The sequence below is a fragment of the Streptomyces sp. NPDC033270 genome, assembly GCF_055576575.1.
In genome coordinates this window covers 132735-147941 of the sequence record NZ_JBVIRA010000022.1, presented here as the reverse complement: position 1 = coordinate 147941, position 15207 = coordinate 132735, and the positions used below count along the sequence as shown (strand labels likewise).

At 74.3% G+C, this 15207-nt stretch carries 6 protein-coding genes; 1 reads left to right on the top strand and 5 read right to left on the bottom strand.

Annotation, left to right across the window (positions count from 1 at the left end; translation table 11 throughout):
• Positions 1 to 59 precede the first annotated feature (59 nt).
• The gene (locus ACZ5XZ_RS27680; RefSeq protein ID WP_468982735.1) at positions 60 to 7892 is read right to left on the bottom strand and encodes a type I polyketide synthase; all 7833 of its coding nucleotides are present in this window, start codon (positions 7890 to 7892) and stop codon (positions 60 to 62) included.
• Between the two features lie 503 nt (positions 7893 to 8395).
• Here ACZ5XZ_RS27680 and ACZ5XZ_RS27675 point away from each other — a divergent pair.
• A complete protein-coding gene (locus tag ACZ5XZ_RS27675) occupies positions 8396 to 9223 on the top strand; it encodes an SAM-dependent methyltransferase (protein WP_468982733.1) in 828 nt (275 codons plus the stop codon).
• A 60-nt stretch (positions 9224 to 9283) separates the two neighbouring features.
• On the opposite strand, the gene ACZ5XZ_RS27670 is transcribed toward ACZ5XZ_RS27675, so the two are convergent.
• The 4 genes from ACZ5XZ_RS27670 to ACZ5XZ_RS27655 all read right to left on the bottom strand — a co-directional run bounded on the left by ACZ5XZ_RS27670 (position 9284) and on the right by ACZ5XZ_RS27655 (position 15186).
• Entirely contained in the window at positions 9284 to 9703 is a 420-nt protein-coding gene (locus ACZ5XZ_RS27670; RefSeq protein WP_468982731.1) for a MarR family winged helix-turn-helix transcriptional regulator, read from the bottom strand.
• Between the two features lie 115 nt (positions 9704 to 9818).
• Positions 9819 to 10952: a 3-deoxy-7-phosphoheptulonate synthase gene (locus tag ACZ5XZ_RS27665; protein WP_468982729.1), complete on the bottom strand. Its 1134-nt coding sequence runs from the start codon at positions 10950 to 10952 to the stop codon at positions 9819 to 9821.
• Complete coding sequence (locus tag ACZ5XZ_RS27660) at positions 10949 to 12910, bottom strand: FAD/NAD(P)-binding protein (protein WP_468982728.1); 1962 nt, start codon at positions 12908 to 12910, stop codon at positions 10949 to 10951. Before ACZ5XZ_RS27660 ends, ACZ5XZ_RS27665 begins: the two co-directional genes overlap by 4 nt.
• 50 nt (positions 12911 to 12960) lie before the next feature.
• Complete coding sequence (locus tag ACZ5XZ_RS27655) at positions 12961 to 15186, bottom strand: anthranilate synthase component I (protein ID WP_468982726.1); 2226 nt, start codon at positions 15184 to 15186, stop codon at positions 12961 to 12963.
• Positions 15187 to 15207: the final 21 nt, after the last annotated feature.

Here is a 15207-nt window from a genome sequence, read left to right as displayed (position 1 = left end):
CGTGGCCATGGTCCCTCACAGATCGGTTGCCTTGGAACGGAGTTCTCTTCGGTGCGTTGCTACTCTTCGCCGAGCATGAGCCGCACCAAGTCGTCGGCGTCCATCTCGTTTATCCGTGCTTCCGCGTCCAGCAGTTCCTTCTTGCGTTGCTGTTCCTTCTCGCCGACCGGCTCCGGGATTTCCGCGCCGGACGTTCCGTCGTCCCCGATCGCCGTGGCCAGCAGGAAATCCACCAGCCGCTCCGGCGTGGGATGGTCGAACACCACGGTGACCGGCAGTCGCAGCCCGGTGTCGGCCTGGAGCCGGTTGCGCAGCTCCACCGCGATCACCGAGTCGACGCCCAGATCCTTGAAGGCGGCACGGTCGCCGACCGCGTCCGCGTCGGCGTAGCCCAGCACGGCCGCCACCTGCCCGCGCACGAGCCGGGAGGCGGTCTCCCGGCGCCGCGCCGGCGCCAGCTCCGCGAGCCGCGTCGCCCACGTCGCGGCGGCGGCGTCGTCGCCGCCGTCCGGCGCCGGTGCCGCCGACTCCTCGGCCGCCCGCCGCACTTCGGGCACCTCGGCGAAGAGCAGGCTCGGGCTCTTCGCGGTGAACGCCGGGAAGAACGCCGCCCAGTCCACGTCGACGACGACCGGCGCCGAGGCGTCGGCGCCCAGGCACTGCCCGAGCGCCTCGACCGCCCGTTCCGGGTCCAGCAGCCGGATCCCGTGGCGGACGACCGTCTCGTCCATGCCGTCGCGGGCCATCATCCCGCCGCCGGCCCACGGGCCCCAGATCACCGAAGTGGCCGGCAGGCCCTGCGACCTGCGGTACTCCGCGAGGGCGTCCTGGAAGGCGTTCGCCGCCGCGTAACCGCCGTTGCCCGCACTGCCCCACATGCCGGAGACGGAGGAGAACAGCACGAAGGCGTCCAGGTCCCGGTCGCGGGTGAGCTCGTGCAGATGCAGCGCGGCGTCGGCCTTCGCCCGTACCACCTCCGCGAAGCGCCGCGGGGTCAGCGAGTCGAGCGGGGCGTTCTCGATCAGGCCCGCGGTGTGGACGACGGTGCGCACCGGGCTGCCGTCCGCCTCCAGCCCGGCCAGCAGCCGGGCCAGCGCGTCACGGTCGCCGGCGTCGCAGGCCAGGACGGTGACCCGCGCGCCGAGGGCGGTCAGCGCTTCCTCCAGCGCGTCGGCGCCCGCCGCCTTCGGCCCGCTGCGGCTGACCAGCACGAGGTGCTCGGCGCCCTGCTCGGCCAGCCAGCGCGCGGCGTGCGCGCCGAGCGCGCCGGTGCCGCCGGTGACCAGCGCGGTGCCGCGCGGCTTCCAGCGCCGCCCGGGGGCGCTCTCCGGCCGCGGCGCGCGCACCAGCCTGCGGGCGAACACCCCCGCCGCGCGCAGCGCCACCTGGTTCTCGCCCTGTGCGGCCGGCGGACCGGCCAGCACGTCCGGCAGCCGCCCGACGACGGCGCTGTCCGCCTCCGCCGGCAGATCGACCAGTCCGCCCCAGCGCTCGGGGAACTCCACGGCGGCGACCCGGCCCAGACCCCATACCTGCGCCTGGTCGGGCGAGGTCACCGTGTCACCGGCGCCCACGGCCACCGCGCCCTGGGTCACCCACCACAGCCGTGCCGGGATCTCGGCGTCGCCGAGTGCCTGGACCAGCGTCAGGGCGTCGGCCCACCGCTCCGAGCCCGAGGGGAGCACCGGCCCGGCGGGCGCGGACGGTGCCAGCAGCGACAGCACACCGGCCGGCTCCGGCCCCTCGCCGGCCGCGGCACGCAGCTGCTCCGCCAGGTCGCTGCGCCCGATGCCGGGCCGCACCGCCAGCGTGACCACCTGTGCGCCGCTCCGGCCCAGGGCGTCCACGGCGGCCGCCGCGGGCTGCTGCCGTTCGGCGCCCTCGCGCAGCAGCACCAGCCACCGGCCGGTCGGCGCGCCCACCGGTACCTGCGGCAACGGCTGCCAGGTGACCTGGTAGTGCCAGGAGTCGACCAGGGCCCGCTCGCTCTGCCGACGGCGCCACGCGGACAGCGCCGGGAGCAGCGCGCGCAGGGCGTCCGGGTCCTGGAGGCCGACCTCGGCGGCCAGCCCCTCCGCGTCGCCGCGCTCCACCACCTCCCAGAACCGCGCCTGTGCGGCGTCGCCCGGCGCCACGACGGCCTCGGGCTCGGGCGGCGTCAGCCAGTACCGCTGGTGCTGGAAGGGGTAGGTGGGCAGCTCCGTCCGCGTCGCGCCGGAGCCGGCGAAGACGGCCGTCCAGTCCACCGGAGCGCCGAGCACATAGGCCTGCGCGAGCGACGTCAGGAACCGCCGGGGGCCGCCCTCGCCGCGGCGCAGGGAGCCCACGACCGCGCCGGACCCGCCGAGCGTGTCGATGGCCTCCTGGGCGCCGACGCCGAGCACCGGGTGCGGGCTGACCTCGACCAGCAGCGTGTGGCCCTTCTTGAGGACCGTGCCCATGGCCCGCTCGAACTGGACCGGTTCGCGCAGGTTGCGGTACCAGTACTCGGCGTCGAGCGTGCGGGTGTCGAGCAGTTCCCCGGTCACCGTCGAGTAGAAGGGGATCTCGCCCGCGCGGGGCTCGACCTCGCTCAGCGCGTCCAGCAGCCGCTCGCGAATGGCCTCGACCTGCGCGGAGTGCGCCGCGTAGCTCACCGGTATCTGCTTGGCGCGGATGTCGCGGGCGGCGCACACCGCCAGCAGCTCCTCCAGCGCGGCCGGCTCTCCGGAGACCACCACCGACGAGGGCCCGTTGACCACGGCGAGGTCGAGACGCTCGTCCCAGCAGGGCAGTTGGCGTACCCGCTCGGCCGACAGCGACACCGACACCATCCCGCCGCGGCCGGAGATCGCGGTCAGCGCCTGGCTGCGCAGCGCCACGATCCGCGCGGCGTCCGCCAGCGTCAGACCGCCCGCGACGCAGGCCGCGGCGATCTCGCCCTGGCTGTGCCCGATCACCGCGGTCGGCCGCACACCGTAGGACTCCCACAGCCGGGCCAGCGACACCATCATCGCGAACAGCACCGGTTGTACGACGTCGACCCGCTCCAGGGTCGGCGCGCCGGGGGCACCGCGCAGTACGTCCAGCAGCGACCAGTCCACGACCTCGCCGAGCGCCGCGGCGCACTCCTGCATCCGCTCGCGGAACACCGGTGAGGACTCCAGGAGTTCCACCGCCATCCCGGCCCACTGCGCGCCCTGGCCCGGGAAGACGAACACCCGCTCCGCGCCGGGGACGGCGAGGCCACGGACCACCGTCTCCGACGGGGTGTCCTGCGCCAGCGTGTCCAGGGCGGCGGCCAGTTGCGGCCGGTCGTCGCCGATCAGCACGGCGCGGTGGTCGAACGCGGTCCGGGTGGTCGCCAGGGAGTAGCCCACGTCGGCGGCGTCGAGGCCGTCACGGCCGTCGAGGTGTGTGCGCAGAACGGCGGCCTGGCCGCGCAGCGCCTGCGGGGTCTTCGCCGACAGCGGCCAGACCACCGGGCCCGCCGGTGCGGCGGCCCGGTCGCCGGGCCCGGCCGCCGGCCCGTCTTCGGCGGGCGCCTCCTCCAAGATGGCGTGGACGTTGGTGCCGCTGATGCCGAACGAGGAGACGCCCGCCCGGCGCACCCGTTCGCCCGCCGGCCACGGCACGCCGTCGGCCAGCAGCGCCACCGAGCCCGCGGACCAGTCCACATGCGGGGTCGGCCGGTCGATGTGCAGGCTGGCGGGCAGCCGGCCGTGCCGCAGCGCCATCACCATCTTGATCACCGCGGCCACCCCGGCGGCCGCCTGGGTGTGCCCGATGTTCGACTTCACCGATCCCAGCCACAGCGGCGCGTCCTCGGCCCGGTCCCGGCCGTACGTGGCCACCAGCGCCTGCGCCTCGATCGGATCGCCCAGCTTCGTGCCCGTGCCGTGCGCCTCCACCGCGTCGACGTCCCGCGCGGACACCCGGGCGGCGGCCAGCGCCTGGCGGATCACCCGTTCCTGCGACGGCCCGTTCGGCGCCGTCAGGCCGTTGCTGGCGCCGTCCTGGTTGACCGCCGAGCCGCGCAGCAGCGCGAGCACCCGGTGGCCGTGGCGCCGGGCGTCCGACAGCCGTTCCAGCACCACCATGCCCACGCCCTCGCTCCAGCCGGTGCCGTCGGCGGCGGCCGCGAACGGCTTGCAGCGGCCGTCGGGCGCCAGACCGCGCTGCTGGGCGAACTCCACGAACATGCCCGGCGTCGCCATCACCGTCACCCCGCCGGCCAGCGCCATCGTGCACTCGCCCTGCTGGAGGGACCGGCTCGCCATGTGCAGCGCCGCCAGCGACGACGAGCAGGCCGTGTCCACGGTGACCGCCGGGCCCTCCAGACCGAGGGTGTAGGCCACCCGGCCGGAGATGACGCTGGCGGTGTTGCCGGTCAGCAGATAGCCCTGTGCGCCCTCGGCCGGCTCGCCCAGCCTGGGGCCGTAGTCCTGCGCGGTGGCGCCGGCGAACACCCCGACCTGGCTGCCGCGCAGCGCCGTGGGGTCGATGCCGGCCCGCTCCAGCGCCTCCCAGGTCGTCTCCAGCACCAGCCGCTGCTGCGGGTCCATGGCGAGCGCCTCGCGCGGGCTGATCCCGAAGAAGCCCGCGTCGAAGGCGGCCGCGTCGTAGAGGAACCCGCCCTCCCGGGTGTACCGGACGTCCGGGTTCTCCGGGTCGCGGAGCTCGTCGGTGGGCCAGCCGCGGTCGGTGGGGAACGCGGAGACGGCGTCCCTGCCGTCGGCCACGAGCCGCCACAGGTCCTCCGGTGAACGCACCCCGCCGGGGAAGCGGCAGCCCATGCCCACGATGGCGATCGGCTCGTCGTGACCGGCCGCCGCCGCCGGCCGCCGGTCCTCGGTGGCCGGCCGCTCGCCCGACAGTTCGGCCTGCAGATGGCGCACCAGTTCGGCCGGCGTCGGGTAGTTGTAGATCAGGGTGGGGGCCAGCTGCGCCAGGCCGGTCGCCTCGGCCACCCGGTCGCGGAACTCGACCGCGGTGAGCGAGTCGAAGCCCAGCTCCTTGAACGTCCTGCCGGTGTCGACGGTGTCGGACGAGAGGTGCCCGAGCACCGTCGCCACACTCGCCCGCACCAGCTCCGCCACGTCCGCCACGTCCGCCATGGAGCCGGCCGCGACCGGCTCGGGCCGCTCCGGGGCCACAGCCGGCACGGCACCGGCCGTGGCGTCCGCGGGCGCCCCCGTGTTCGCCTCGTTCGCCGCATCCGCCCGGTCCGCCCCGCCGACCCAGTAGGACCGCCGCTGGAAGGCGTACGTCGGCAGCTCGACCCGCGCCCCGAAGGACCCGGTGAGCGGCGTGAAGTCCACCGCCGCCCCGCGCACGAACGCCTCGGCGAGCGCGGCGGACACGGTGTGGTCCTCCGGCCGGCCGTCGCGCAGCAGGGGGACGACCGCGGCGCCGGGCCGCCCGCCGTCCGCGGCCAGGCTCTCCCGGGTCATCGCGGTCAGCCCGCCGGGACCGAGCTCCAGATAGCCCGTGACGCCTTCGGACCGCAGCAGGCGGACGCCGTCGTGGTAGCGGACGGCCGACCGGATGTGCCGCGTCCAGTACTCCGGCGAGCCGAGTTCGTCCGCCGTGGCCAGCCGCCCGGTGACGTTGGAGACCAGCGGGATGTCCGGGGCGCCGTAGCTCAACTGCCGCGCCACGTCCCGGAACTCGTCCAGTACGCCGTCCATGTGCGGCGAGTGGAAGGCGTGGCTGACCCGCAGCCGCTTGGTCTTGCGGCCGTCGGCCGCGAACCCGGCGGCGACGGCCTGGGCCGCTTCCCGGTCGCCGGAGACCACGGTGGTGTGCGGGCCGTTGAGGGCGGCGATCGAGACCAGCCGGTCGTGGCCGGCCAGCGCGGCGCGGACCTCCCGCTCGTCGGCCTGCAGCGCGAACATGGCGCCGCCCGCGGTGGCCTGCTGCATCAGCCGGCCCCTGGCGGCGACCAGGGTGCAGGCGTCGGCGAGGGAGAGTACCCCGGAGACATGGGCGGCGGTGAGTTCGCCGATGGAGTGGCCGAGCAGGAAGTCCGGGCGCAGCCCGCACTGCAGCATCAGGCGGTGGAGCGCGACCTCCACCGCGAACAGCGCGGCCTGGGTGAACCGCGTCTCGTCGAGCAGGGCCGCCTCGGGCGTACCGGGCTCGGCGAAGATCAGATCCTTGAGCGGGCGGGGCAGCTCGGTGTCCAGCTGGGCGCACACCTCGTCCAGCGCGTCGGCGAACGCCGGAACCGTCGCGTGGAGGTGCGCTCCCATCCCGGGGCGCTGGCTGCCCTGCCCGGTGAACAGGAACGCCGTTGGGCCCGCGCCCCGGGCGGTGCCGCGCACCAGGTTCGGCGCGGGCGCGTTGCGCACGAGGGCGTCCAGGCCGCCGAGGTGGTCGCCGCGCTCGCCGCCCAGGACGACGGCGCGTTCCTCGAACGCGGTGCGGTGGGCGGCGAGGGTGAACCCGACGTCCGCCGGGTCCAGTTCGGGGCGGGCGGCGACATGGTCGCGCAGCCGCTCCGCCTGGCCGCGCAGCGCGTCCGCGGAGCGCCCCGAGAGCACCCACGGCAGCAGCGGCGAGGCCCCGGCGGGACGGCCGGCGGATGCCCGACCGTGGTCGGCCCGGGCGTCCGCGGCCCTGGTGTGGGCGTCGGAGAGCACCACATGGCAGTTGGTGCCGCCCATGCCGAAGGAGCTGACGCCCGCCAGCAGCGGGGCCTCGCCGCGCGGCCATCCGGTCAGCTCCGTCTGCACCCGCAGGTGCCACTCGTCGAAGGGGATCCGCGGGCTAGGGGTACGGAAGTTGAGGGACGGCGGGAGCTCCCGGTGCCTGATGCTCAGTGCCGTCTTGATGAGTCCGGCGATACCGGCGGCGGCTTCCAGGTGCCCGATGTTGGTCTTCACCGATCCGACGCGCAGCGGTACGCCGTCGCCCCGGTCCGCGCCGAACACCGCGCCGAGCGCGGCGGACTCCAGCGGGTCGCCCTTCTTCGTCCCGGTGCCGTGCAGCTCCACGTACTGCACGTCGGACAGGTCGGCGACGCCGGCCTTGCGGTACGCCTCGCGCAGCACCTCCTCCTGAGCCCGGGAACTGGGGACGGTGAGCCCCTCGCTCGCACCGTCGTTGTTCATCGCGGTGCCCTCGATCACGCAGTGGATGCGGTCGTTGTCGGCGAGGGCCCGGGAGAGGGGTTTGAGCACGACGAGTCCGGCGCCCTCGCCGCGGACGTAGCCGTTGGCGCGGGCGTCGAAGGTGAAGCAGCGGCCGTCCGGGGACAGCCCGCCGAACTTCTCGGAGTAAAGGGTGCTCTCCGGCGCGAGGTTGAGGTTCACCCCGCCCGCCAGCGCGAGCGCGACCTCGCCCCGGCGCAGGCTCTCGCAGGCCGTGTGCACCGCGACCAGCGAGGACGACTGCCCGGTGTCCAGCACCATGCTCGGCCCGCGCAGATCGAAGGTGTACGACACCCGGTTGGCGATGATGCTGCGATGCAGACCGGTCATGCTGTGCTGGGTGGCCGCGCCCTCGCCGCGCCGGTGCAGCACGGCGGCGTAGTCGTCCCACATGGCTCCCACGAAGACGCCGACCCTGCGGCCTTTCAGGTCCGCGGAGACGATCCCGGCGTCCTCGAATGCCTCCCAGCTCAATTCGAGGGCCAGCCGCTGCTGCGGGTCCATGGCGGCCGCTTCACGGGGCGAGATGTCGAAGAATTCGGGGTCGAACTGGTCGACATGGTCCAGGAAGCCACCCGCGCGGTTACCGGTCGGGCGGTCGGGACGGGATGTGGATACGGCGTCGGTGCCGGTGCTCAGCAGCTTCCAGTAGGCATCCGGGTTCGCCGCACCGGGAAATCGACAGGCCAGGCCGACGACGGCGATGGGATCGTTCTCCGCGCTGGTGCTGTCCGGCGGGAAAACTTGAGCGGTGCGCATGAAACTCCCCCAAAGGCCGACGGCGGGCGAATGTCAAGTGACAGTCGCGAACCAGGATTTCGATGGACCGAGATATTGGGACCGAGCCCTTGTGTGTGAATCTGCTCACGTCGGTCGCGCCTGCGCCCGCTGCGTGTTAGTTGCCAGTTCCCACCGGCCCTGCTCGATGGCGGGCCCGGTTCGCTCGCAGGGTCTGCCACCTTGCAGAGTCCCTGATGTGATCACGCGTTAATCAGTACACCCGACGCCTGCGTGCACTGTCCAATAGCTCGCCCAATGAGGCTGATAACTTCTGCTATGAGGACCGCCGGCGGTGCGGGCAGCGATTTGCCGAGGAAAAACAAAACACCCGGCCCAAAAGTCAGGTAAATGCAGTGAATAAGGCGGGGAAAGTCGCCGTGGGAGGGTGAAGTGATCCATTGACAAACGGACTTGGCTGTTTGTAGCGTCCGTCCGGCGGTGCGGGCGCACCGGCCGGGGAATGAGGGAAAGGCATATCAGGGATGGCCGAACAGCAAATACCCACCGCGGCGGACGTGGGCAGCATGTACGACCAGTCGACCGATCTTCTCTCCGAAGTGATGGGGGGAAATATTCATCTGGGCTACTGGCGAAGCGATGACGACGACGCGTCGGTCGCCCAGGCCACCGACACACTGACCGACATGGTCGCCGACCGGCTCGACCTCTCACCGGGCCTGCGCGTTTTGGACATCGGCTGCGGCAGCGGCAAGCCCGCCGTCCACATCGCGGGCGGGCGCGATGTGCATGTCACCGGTGTCACCATCAGCGCCCAGCAGGCGGAAGCGGCCGCCGCCCGGCCCGAGGTCGGCGAGAACAGCGGCCAGGTGTCCTTCCGGCAGGCCGACGGCATGGACCTGCCCTTCGCCGACGGCCACTTCGACCGCGTCTACGCCATCGAGTCCTTCCTGCACATGTCCGACCGCGCCCAGGCCATCGCCGAGGCGACGCGGGTGCTGCGCCCCGGCGGCACGCTGGTGACGGCGAACCCGTACCAGCAGGGTGAACTGGACGCCCGGGAGACCGAGATCGTGGCGGCCAACCGCCGGCTGTTCCAGATCCCCCCGATCGGCGACGCCGACGAGTACGTCGCCCACCTGGAGAAGGCCGGCCTCAAGGTCGTCGAGGTACTGGACATCGGCGAGAACGTACGACGCAGCCACACGCTGGCCGCGGCCGCCATCCGGCAGACCAAGGAGACGTTCGACGACGCGTTCAGCGAGCAGCTCTCCGAGGCCGCCGACATCATCGAGCGCTTCGGGGACCTGCCGCAGATCGGCTACGGCATCATCGCCGCCCGCAAGCCCTGACGCCCGTGTGCGTGCGCGGAGCCGGGTCGCCCTGGGCCACCCGGCTCCGCGCGCGTCCGGTCAGGCCAGGATCCGGCGCAGCAGATCCCGCAGGGTCGCGCGGTCCTGGTCCGGCAGTGCGGCCAGCGGCTCGCGGGCGAAGTCCAGTGAGCGACGCAGGAGGTCGGCGGTGCGGCGGCCCGCGTCGGTGGCGGCGACCAGCTTGACGCGGCGGTCGGCGGGGTCGGGGCGGCGCTGTACCAGGCCGCGGGCTTCGAGGCGGTCGACGAGGCCGGTCACGTTGGACGGTTCGCACTTGAGCTGCACGGCGATCCTGCGCATCGGGAGCGGCCCGTGGGAAAGCAGTGCCAGCAGGCGGGCCTGGGCGCCGGTGAGCCGGTGTTCGGCCGCGGCCGCTTCGTATTCGTCGTAGAAGCGGGACACCATCGTGCCGATGAGGTCGATGACCTCCAGGGACAGCGGGGAAGCCGGTAAGTTCATTACTTGAGTTTAACCATTGAGGTGATGAAGCAACTGCGGTGCGCAACTGCGCCGCCCGCACCCGGCGTTCGGCCTCCGGCGCACTTTGCCGCACCCCGGCCGACGCTCCCGCAGGTCACCGGCTCGGGTACCGCCCGGCGATCGCGAAGGCGACGTCGAGCGCCTGGTCCGGGCTCAGAAGTGGACCGTCCGCGGTCGACTCCCGGTCTCCGGTCAACTCCAGCCGGACGCCGCCCGGATGGGTGCCCAGTGCCCGGTGCACCTCGAAGAAGGCGCCGACCTCGTCCAGGACGTCGGCGACGCGGCGCGTACCGGGTCCGTCAGGGACGCCCGCGCCGCCGTCGTGCGTCGGGTCGCACACCCAGCCCACCTGGGCGCCGCTCGCGCCGACCTTCGCCACCAGCTCGGGCAGCCGGCCCCGCACCGCCGCCGCGCCCATGCGGACGAGGAACGTCAGCCGTCCCGGAGCGCGTTCGGGGTCGAGCCGGTCGATCAGCGCGAGCACCTCGTCGGCCGTCGCGGCGGGACCGAGCACGACCCCGAGCGGATTACGGATGCCCGCGGCGAACTCCACCTGCGCGCCGTCGAGCCGCCGCGCGCCCTCGCCGATCCACACCAGGTGGCCCGACAGGCCGTACGCCAGCCCGCTGCGCGCGTCGACCCGGGTCAGCGCGGACTCGTACTCCAGCGGGTGCGCCGCGTGGCCGGCGAAGAACTCCGCGGCGCGCGGCGCGTCCCCGGTGGCTCCGGCGGCCTCCATGAAGCCGATCGCCGCGCCGATGTCCCGGGTCAGACGGCCATGGCGGGCCCGCGCGGGGGAGCGCGCCACGAAGTCCTCGATGGCGCGGTGCGTGCGTCGCAGATCGGCGTGGTGGCCGGCGGTGCGGCCGCGCAGCAGGTTCAGGGCCGCCGCCGAGGCGTGGTACGTCCGCCGCAGCCGCTCCGCGTCCGGGGTGGGCGGGCCCGGCGTGCCGTCCGGCCCGTCGCCCCCGGACGTCCCGACCACCTTCACCACCGGGACCGAGCCCGCGTAGGACAGCACGACGGCCATCCGCAGCAGAGCCGTCAGCACCCCGTCGCCCGGCGCACGGCCGCCGCCCAGCAGCGCGAACGCCTCGCCGCGGGCGACCGCCGCGAGGCGTGCACGGAGCCGGTCGCACTCGTCGGGCAACACCAGCGGCGGACGGCTCTCAAGCTCCGCGACGGCCTGGCGCAGCGCCGACGCGGCGCCGGGATCGGCGGCGGTCATGACGCCTGGTGTGCGACGTCCGGGGCGGGCGCGGCGGCCGGGGGCAGGGCGAGGACGGCGCGGGCCATGGCGTCGGAGTCGCCGAGGGTCACCGAGTCCACGCCGGGGCGTATCCCGGCGGCGGTGACCCAGTGCACGGCTTCGGTGGGGACCCCGTAGGCCAGCCGCCGTGGGTGCGCCCGTCCACGGGCGTCGACCAGGCGGTAGGGGCGGGCCGTGACCGCGAGGCCACCGGTCTCGTAGTCCGTGCCGTCGTCGGCGGCGATGCGGTAGGGGGCGCACTGGCCGGTCCCCAGCAGGTGGCGCAGCAGGGGGTCGGCGGTGCGACGTAGGTCCGGGTCCGGCAGCCGCGCCTCGATCAGCACCCGCACCTCGATCTCGGGCCCGGGCACCGAGGAGCGGGCGCGAAACGCCCTCCGTTCGGCGTGGTGCCGCACCTGTATCGCCGGCCCCAGGACGTCGAGCACCCCCGCCTCCATCAGCGCGGTCATCTCCTCGATGCGGGAGGCGGGCGGGCCGATGGACAAGAACGCGTTGAGCGGGGTGTACCAGCCCTGCAGCTCGTCCCGGTAGGAGGCGCCGTCCAGGCCGCCGTGGTCGACCACGAGCCGGATCTCGTTGCGCAGGTCGCGCAGCACGTCCAGGGCGGCCTTGAGCGGTCCGCCGACGTTGCCGTCCCGGGCCTCGCGCGCATCGCGCCGCAGATGCGCCAGCAGCCAGCCGCGGAACTCCTCCCGGCCGGCGAACGACCGTCCGCCGTGGGGCGCGGCGATCCGCTCCCAGTCCCACCGCTCGGCGCCGGGGACGGCGTAGGCGTCCAGCAGGCGCCGCCGGGACGCGGCGTCGGCGGCGGCCGGGTACTGCTCGGTGAAGCGCTCCCGCTCCGCGTCGCGGCCGTGCGCGGTCAGCCAGGTGCCGTAGTAGACGCACTCGACCTCCGTGGCGATCAGCGGCCACAGATCGGTGCGGAACCGCACCCGCTCACCCCGCTCCGCGCGCCGGCGCAGCCCGTCGATCACGTCCGGGGTCAGCAGCAGCGGACGGTGCCTGCCGTGCGCTCCCTTCTCGTTCTCGCCGCGTGCGTGGTACGGGACGCCGCGCCGCGAGCCGGCGTACAGTCGCGGCTCGTGCCCCGAGGGGTGGTAGACCAGCCCGCGGCCGGCCGGCTCGAAGGAGCCCCCGCGGCCGACGGTGAACAGCGCCAGGTAGTCGAAGAAGGTGAGTCCCAGGCCGCGCAGCAGCACCGACTCACCGGGCCGGATCTGCGTGACGTCCACATCGGCGGGATTGGCCGGCGGTATGTGGCGCAGCCCCGACTCCCGGGCCGAGGCGGTGAACTGCTCCTCCTCGCGGGTGGCCCGGGCGGGGAGGTGCCCCTGCGCGAGCACGACGGCGTCGAGCCCGGTCAGCCGGGTGCCGTCCGCCAGCGTCAGCAGCTGTGCACCGGCCCGCGTGCCGCCCTCGTCGTCGAGCGCGACCGCCCGGGTCCGGTGGACGCACACGGTGACATGGTCCGGTGCCCCGGCCACGATCCGGTGGTAGGCGTCTTCCAGGTAGCGGCCGTAGAAGGCGCGGGTGGGGTAGGCGTCCGGCCCCAGGTCCCGGGCCTCGGCGAGGGTCTCGTCGTCGTACGTGCCCAACGGCTCCTCCAGCGGCCCCCTCAGGGACAGCGAACGGGCCCAGTCGTACAGGCCGGGACCGGGTTCGACCGGGCCCGCCATGCTCACGCCGGCGTCGGTGTACACGGTGATCTGCGAGGCGACGGTGTTCATCAGCAGATGCCGGGACTGCGAGGTGCGCCAGACCTGACCCGCGCCGGGCCGGTAGGGATCGACGAGGTGGACGACGACGGCGGGGTGTGCGGGCGCCGCGCGCTCGTTGGCGCACAGCCGCTCCAGCACCGACAGCCCTCGTGGCCCGGCACCGACGATGCCGATCCGAAGCGGCCGACCGACCATACGGGTTCTCCTCTTCGTGGATGTGGGGTGGGCCGGCCCGTGCCGCCGGCTCACGGCCGCCGTCCGTTCGCCCCGGCGCCCGACCGGCGGCGGGCCAGGGAGGCCACGGCGCCCTCGACCACCAGGTGACCGATCCGCTCTCCGGCGGTCAGGATCGACTCGGGGTGGAACTGGACGGCGGCCAGCGGCCGTTCACGGTGCTCGACGGCCATGACCACGCCGTCCGCGGTCTCGGCGGTCACCCGCAGCTCGGCGGGCAGCCGCGCCGCGGTGGCGTTCAGCGAGTGGTAGCGCCCCACCTCGAACTCCCGGGGCAGGCCGGCCAGCAGGCGGCTGTCCCCGGCGGTCACCCTGACCCGGGACGGCTTGCCGTGCACCGGCCGGTCCAGCACGCCCAGCGTGCCGCCGAAGTGCTCGACGAGCCCCTGCAGACCCAGGCACACCCCGAAGACCGGCAGGCCCAGCCGCTCGGCCTCGGTGAGCGTCGCGCCCAGCCCGAAGTCCGCGGGGCGGCCCGGCCCCGGCGAGAGCACCAGGAGGTCGGGCCGCTCCCGCGCCAGCATCGGCAGATGGCCGGGGGCCCGGTAGGTCGTCACGCTCGCACCGGTCTGGCGCAGGTAGTCGGCGAGGCAGTGGGCGAACGAGTCGCGGTGGTCGACCATCAGGATCCGCAGGCCCTCGCCCGGCCGGTCCCGGCCCGCGGCCGGCGGGCCGACGGCCGGCACCGGTCCGTCGAGCACCTGGAGCAGCGCCTTGGCCTTGAGCTCGGTCTCGGCCTCCTCCGCCGCCGGCGAGGAGTCGTACAGCAGCGTCGCCCCGGCCCGTACCGTCGCCACGCCGTCGCGCACCTGGATGGTGCGCAGGGTCAGCACCGTGTCCAGGCTGCCGTCGAAGGCGAGGCACCCCACCGCCCCCGCGTACCAGCGGCGCGGTGAGCGCTCCTCGCGCTCGATGAACTCCACCGCCGCCAACTTGGGCGCCCCGGTGACGGTCACCGCCCACAGATGGGCGAGGAAGCCGTCGAGGGCGTCGCGCCCCGGCGCCAGCACACCGCGCACCCGGTCCACCGTGTGGATGAGCGTCGCGTACTTCTCGATCCGGCGCCGGGCGGTGACCTGCACGGAACCGGGCACGCAGACGCGGGCCTTGTCGTTGCGGTCCACGTCCGTGCACATGGTGAGCTCGGACTCCTCCTTGGCGGAGTTGAGCAGCCGGCGGATGTGCTCGGCGTCCTCCATCGCGTCGCGGCCCCGCCGGATGGTCCCGCTGATCGGCGAGGACTCCACCACCAGGTGGTCGCCGGAGCCGGCCGCGCCGGCCTCGTGCCGGACGCGTACGAACATCTCGGGCGAGGCACCGACCAGATACTCCCGCTCCCCGAGGTGGGCCAGCAGGCTGTGCGGAGCCGGGTTGCTCTCCCGCAGCCGCCGGAAGAGCACGGAGGGCGGCTGTGCGCAGGGGCGGCGGAAGACCTGGCTGGGGACCACCTCGAACAGGTCGCCCGAGCGGAACAGCTCCCTGGCCCGGGAGACCACCCCGGCGTACTCGCCGGGCGCGTGGTCGCGCAGCCGGCCGGGGGCGCCGGGGGTGAACTCCGCGGCGCCGGTGGCGCGCGGCAGCCCTTCGGTGCGCTCCCGGCCGACGGTGAACTCGTAGGCGTGCCGGACCGCCTCGTCGCGGCGCAGGTCGAGCTCGTAGATCTCGTCCGGCAGGTGCAGCACCAGGTCGCGGTCGTTCCGATCGCGCCGCTGGCGCAGCTCGACGGGGTCCACCTGGAACAGCAGGTCGTAGCCGAAGGCGCCGTACAGCCCCAGCAGCCGGTCCTCGGACGCGGCCATGGCCCGCAGCAGCGCACGTACCGCCTCGAAGACGCCGGCGTGCGAGGTGCGGTCCTCCTCCGCGAAGATCCCGGTGCGCCCGGGGACCCGCCCCGACACCTCGTCCGGCCCGGCCTGCTGTTCCGTCAGGACCGCCGCCAGCGCCCCGCGTAGCGCGGGGAGCAGCACCCGGCCACGGGAGTTGAGCGCGCGGACGGTGACCCGGTCGCCGCGCGCGCTCACCTCGACCGGGGGATCGGCGTAGCCGACGACGAGGTCGTCGCCGCGGAACCGCAGCATGCCGCGCCGACGGTCGAGCGCGCTCTCCAGCCCGGCCCGCAGGAGCCGGGCGCTGCCGGCCGGGGTGACCGAGCGGTGCACGGTCACCCCGCCGGGTGTGGTCCACTCCGCCACCCGCCGAGCGGTCGAAGGGGCGCCGACGGCCTGCGTCAGCGACATGGGAACTCACCTGCCTGGAAG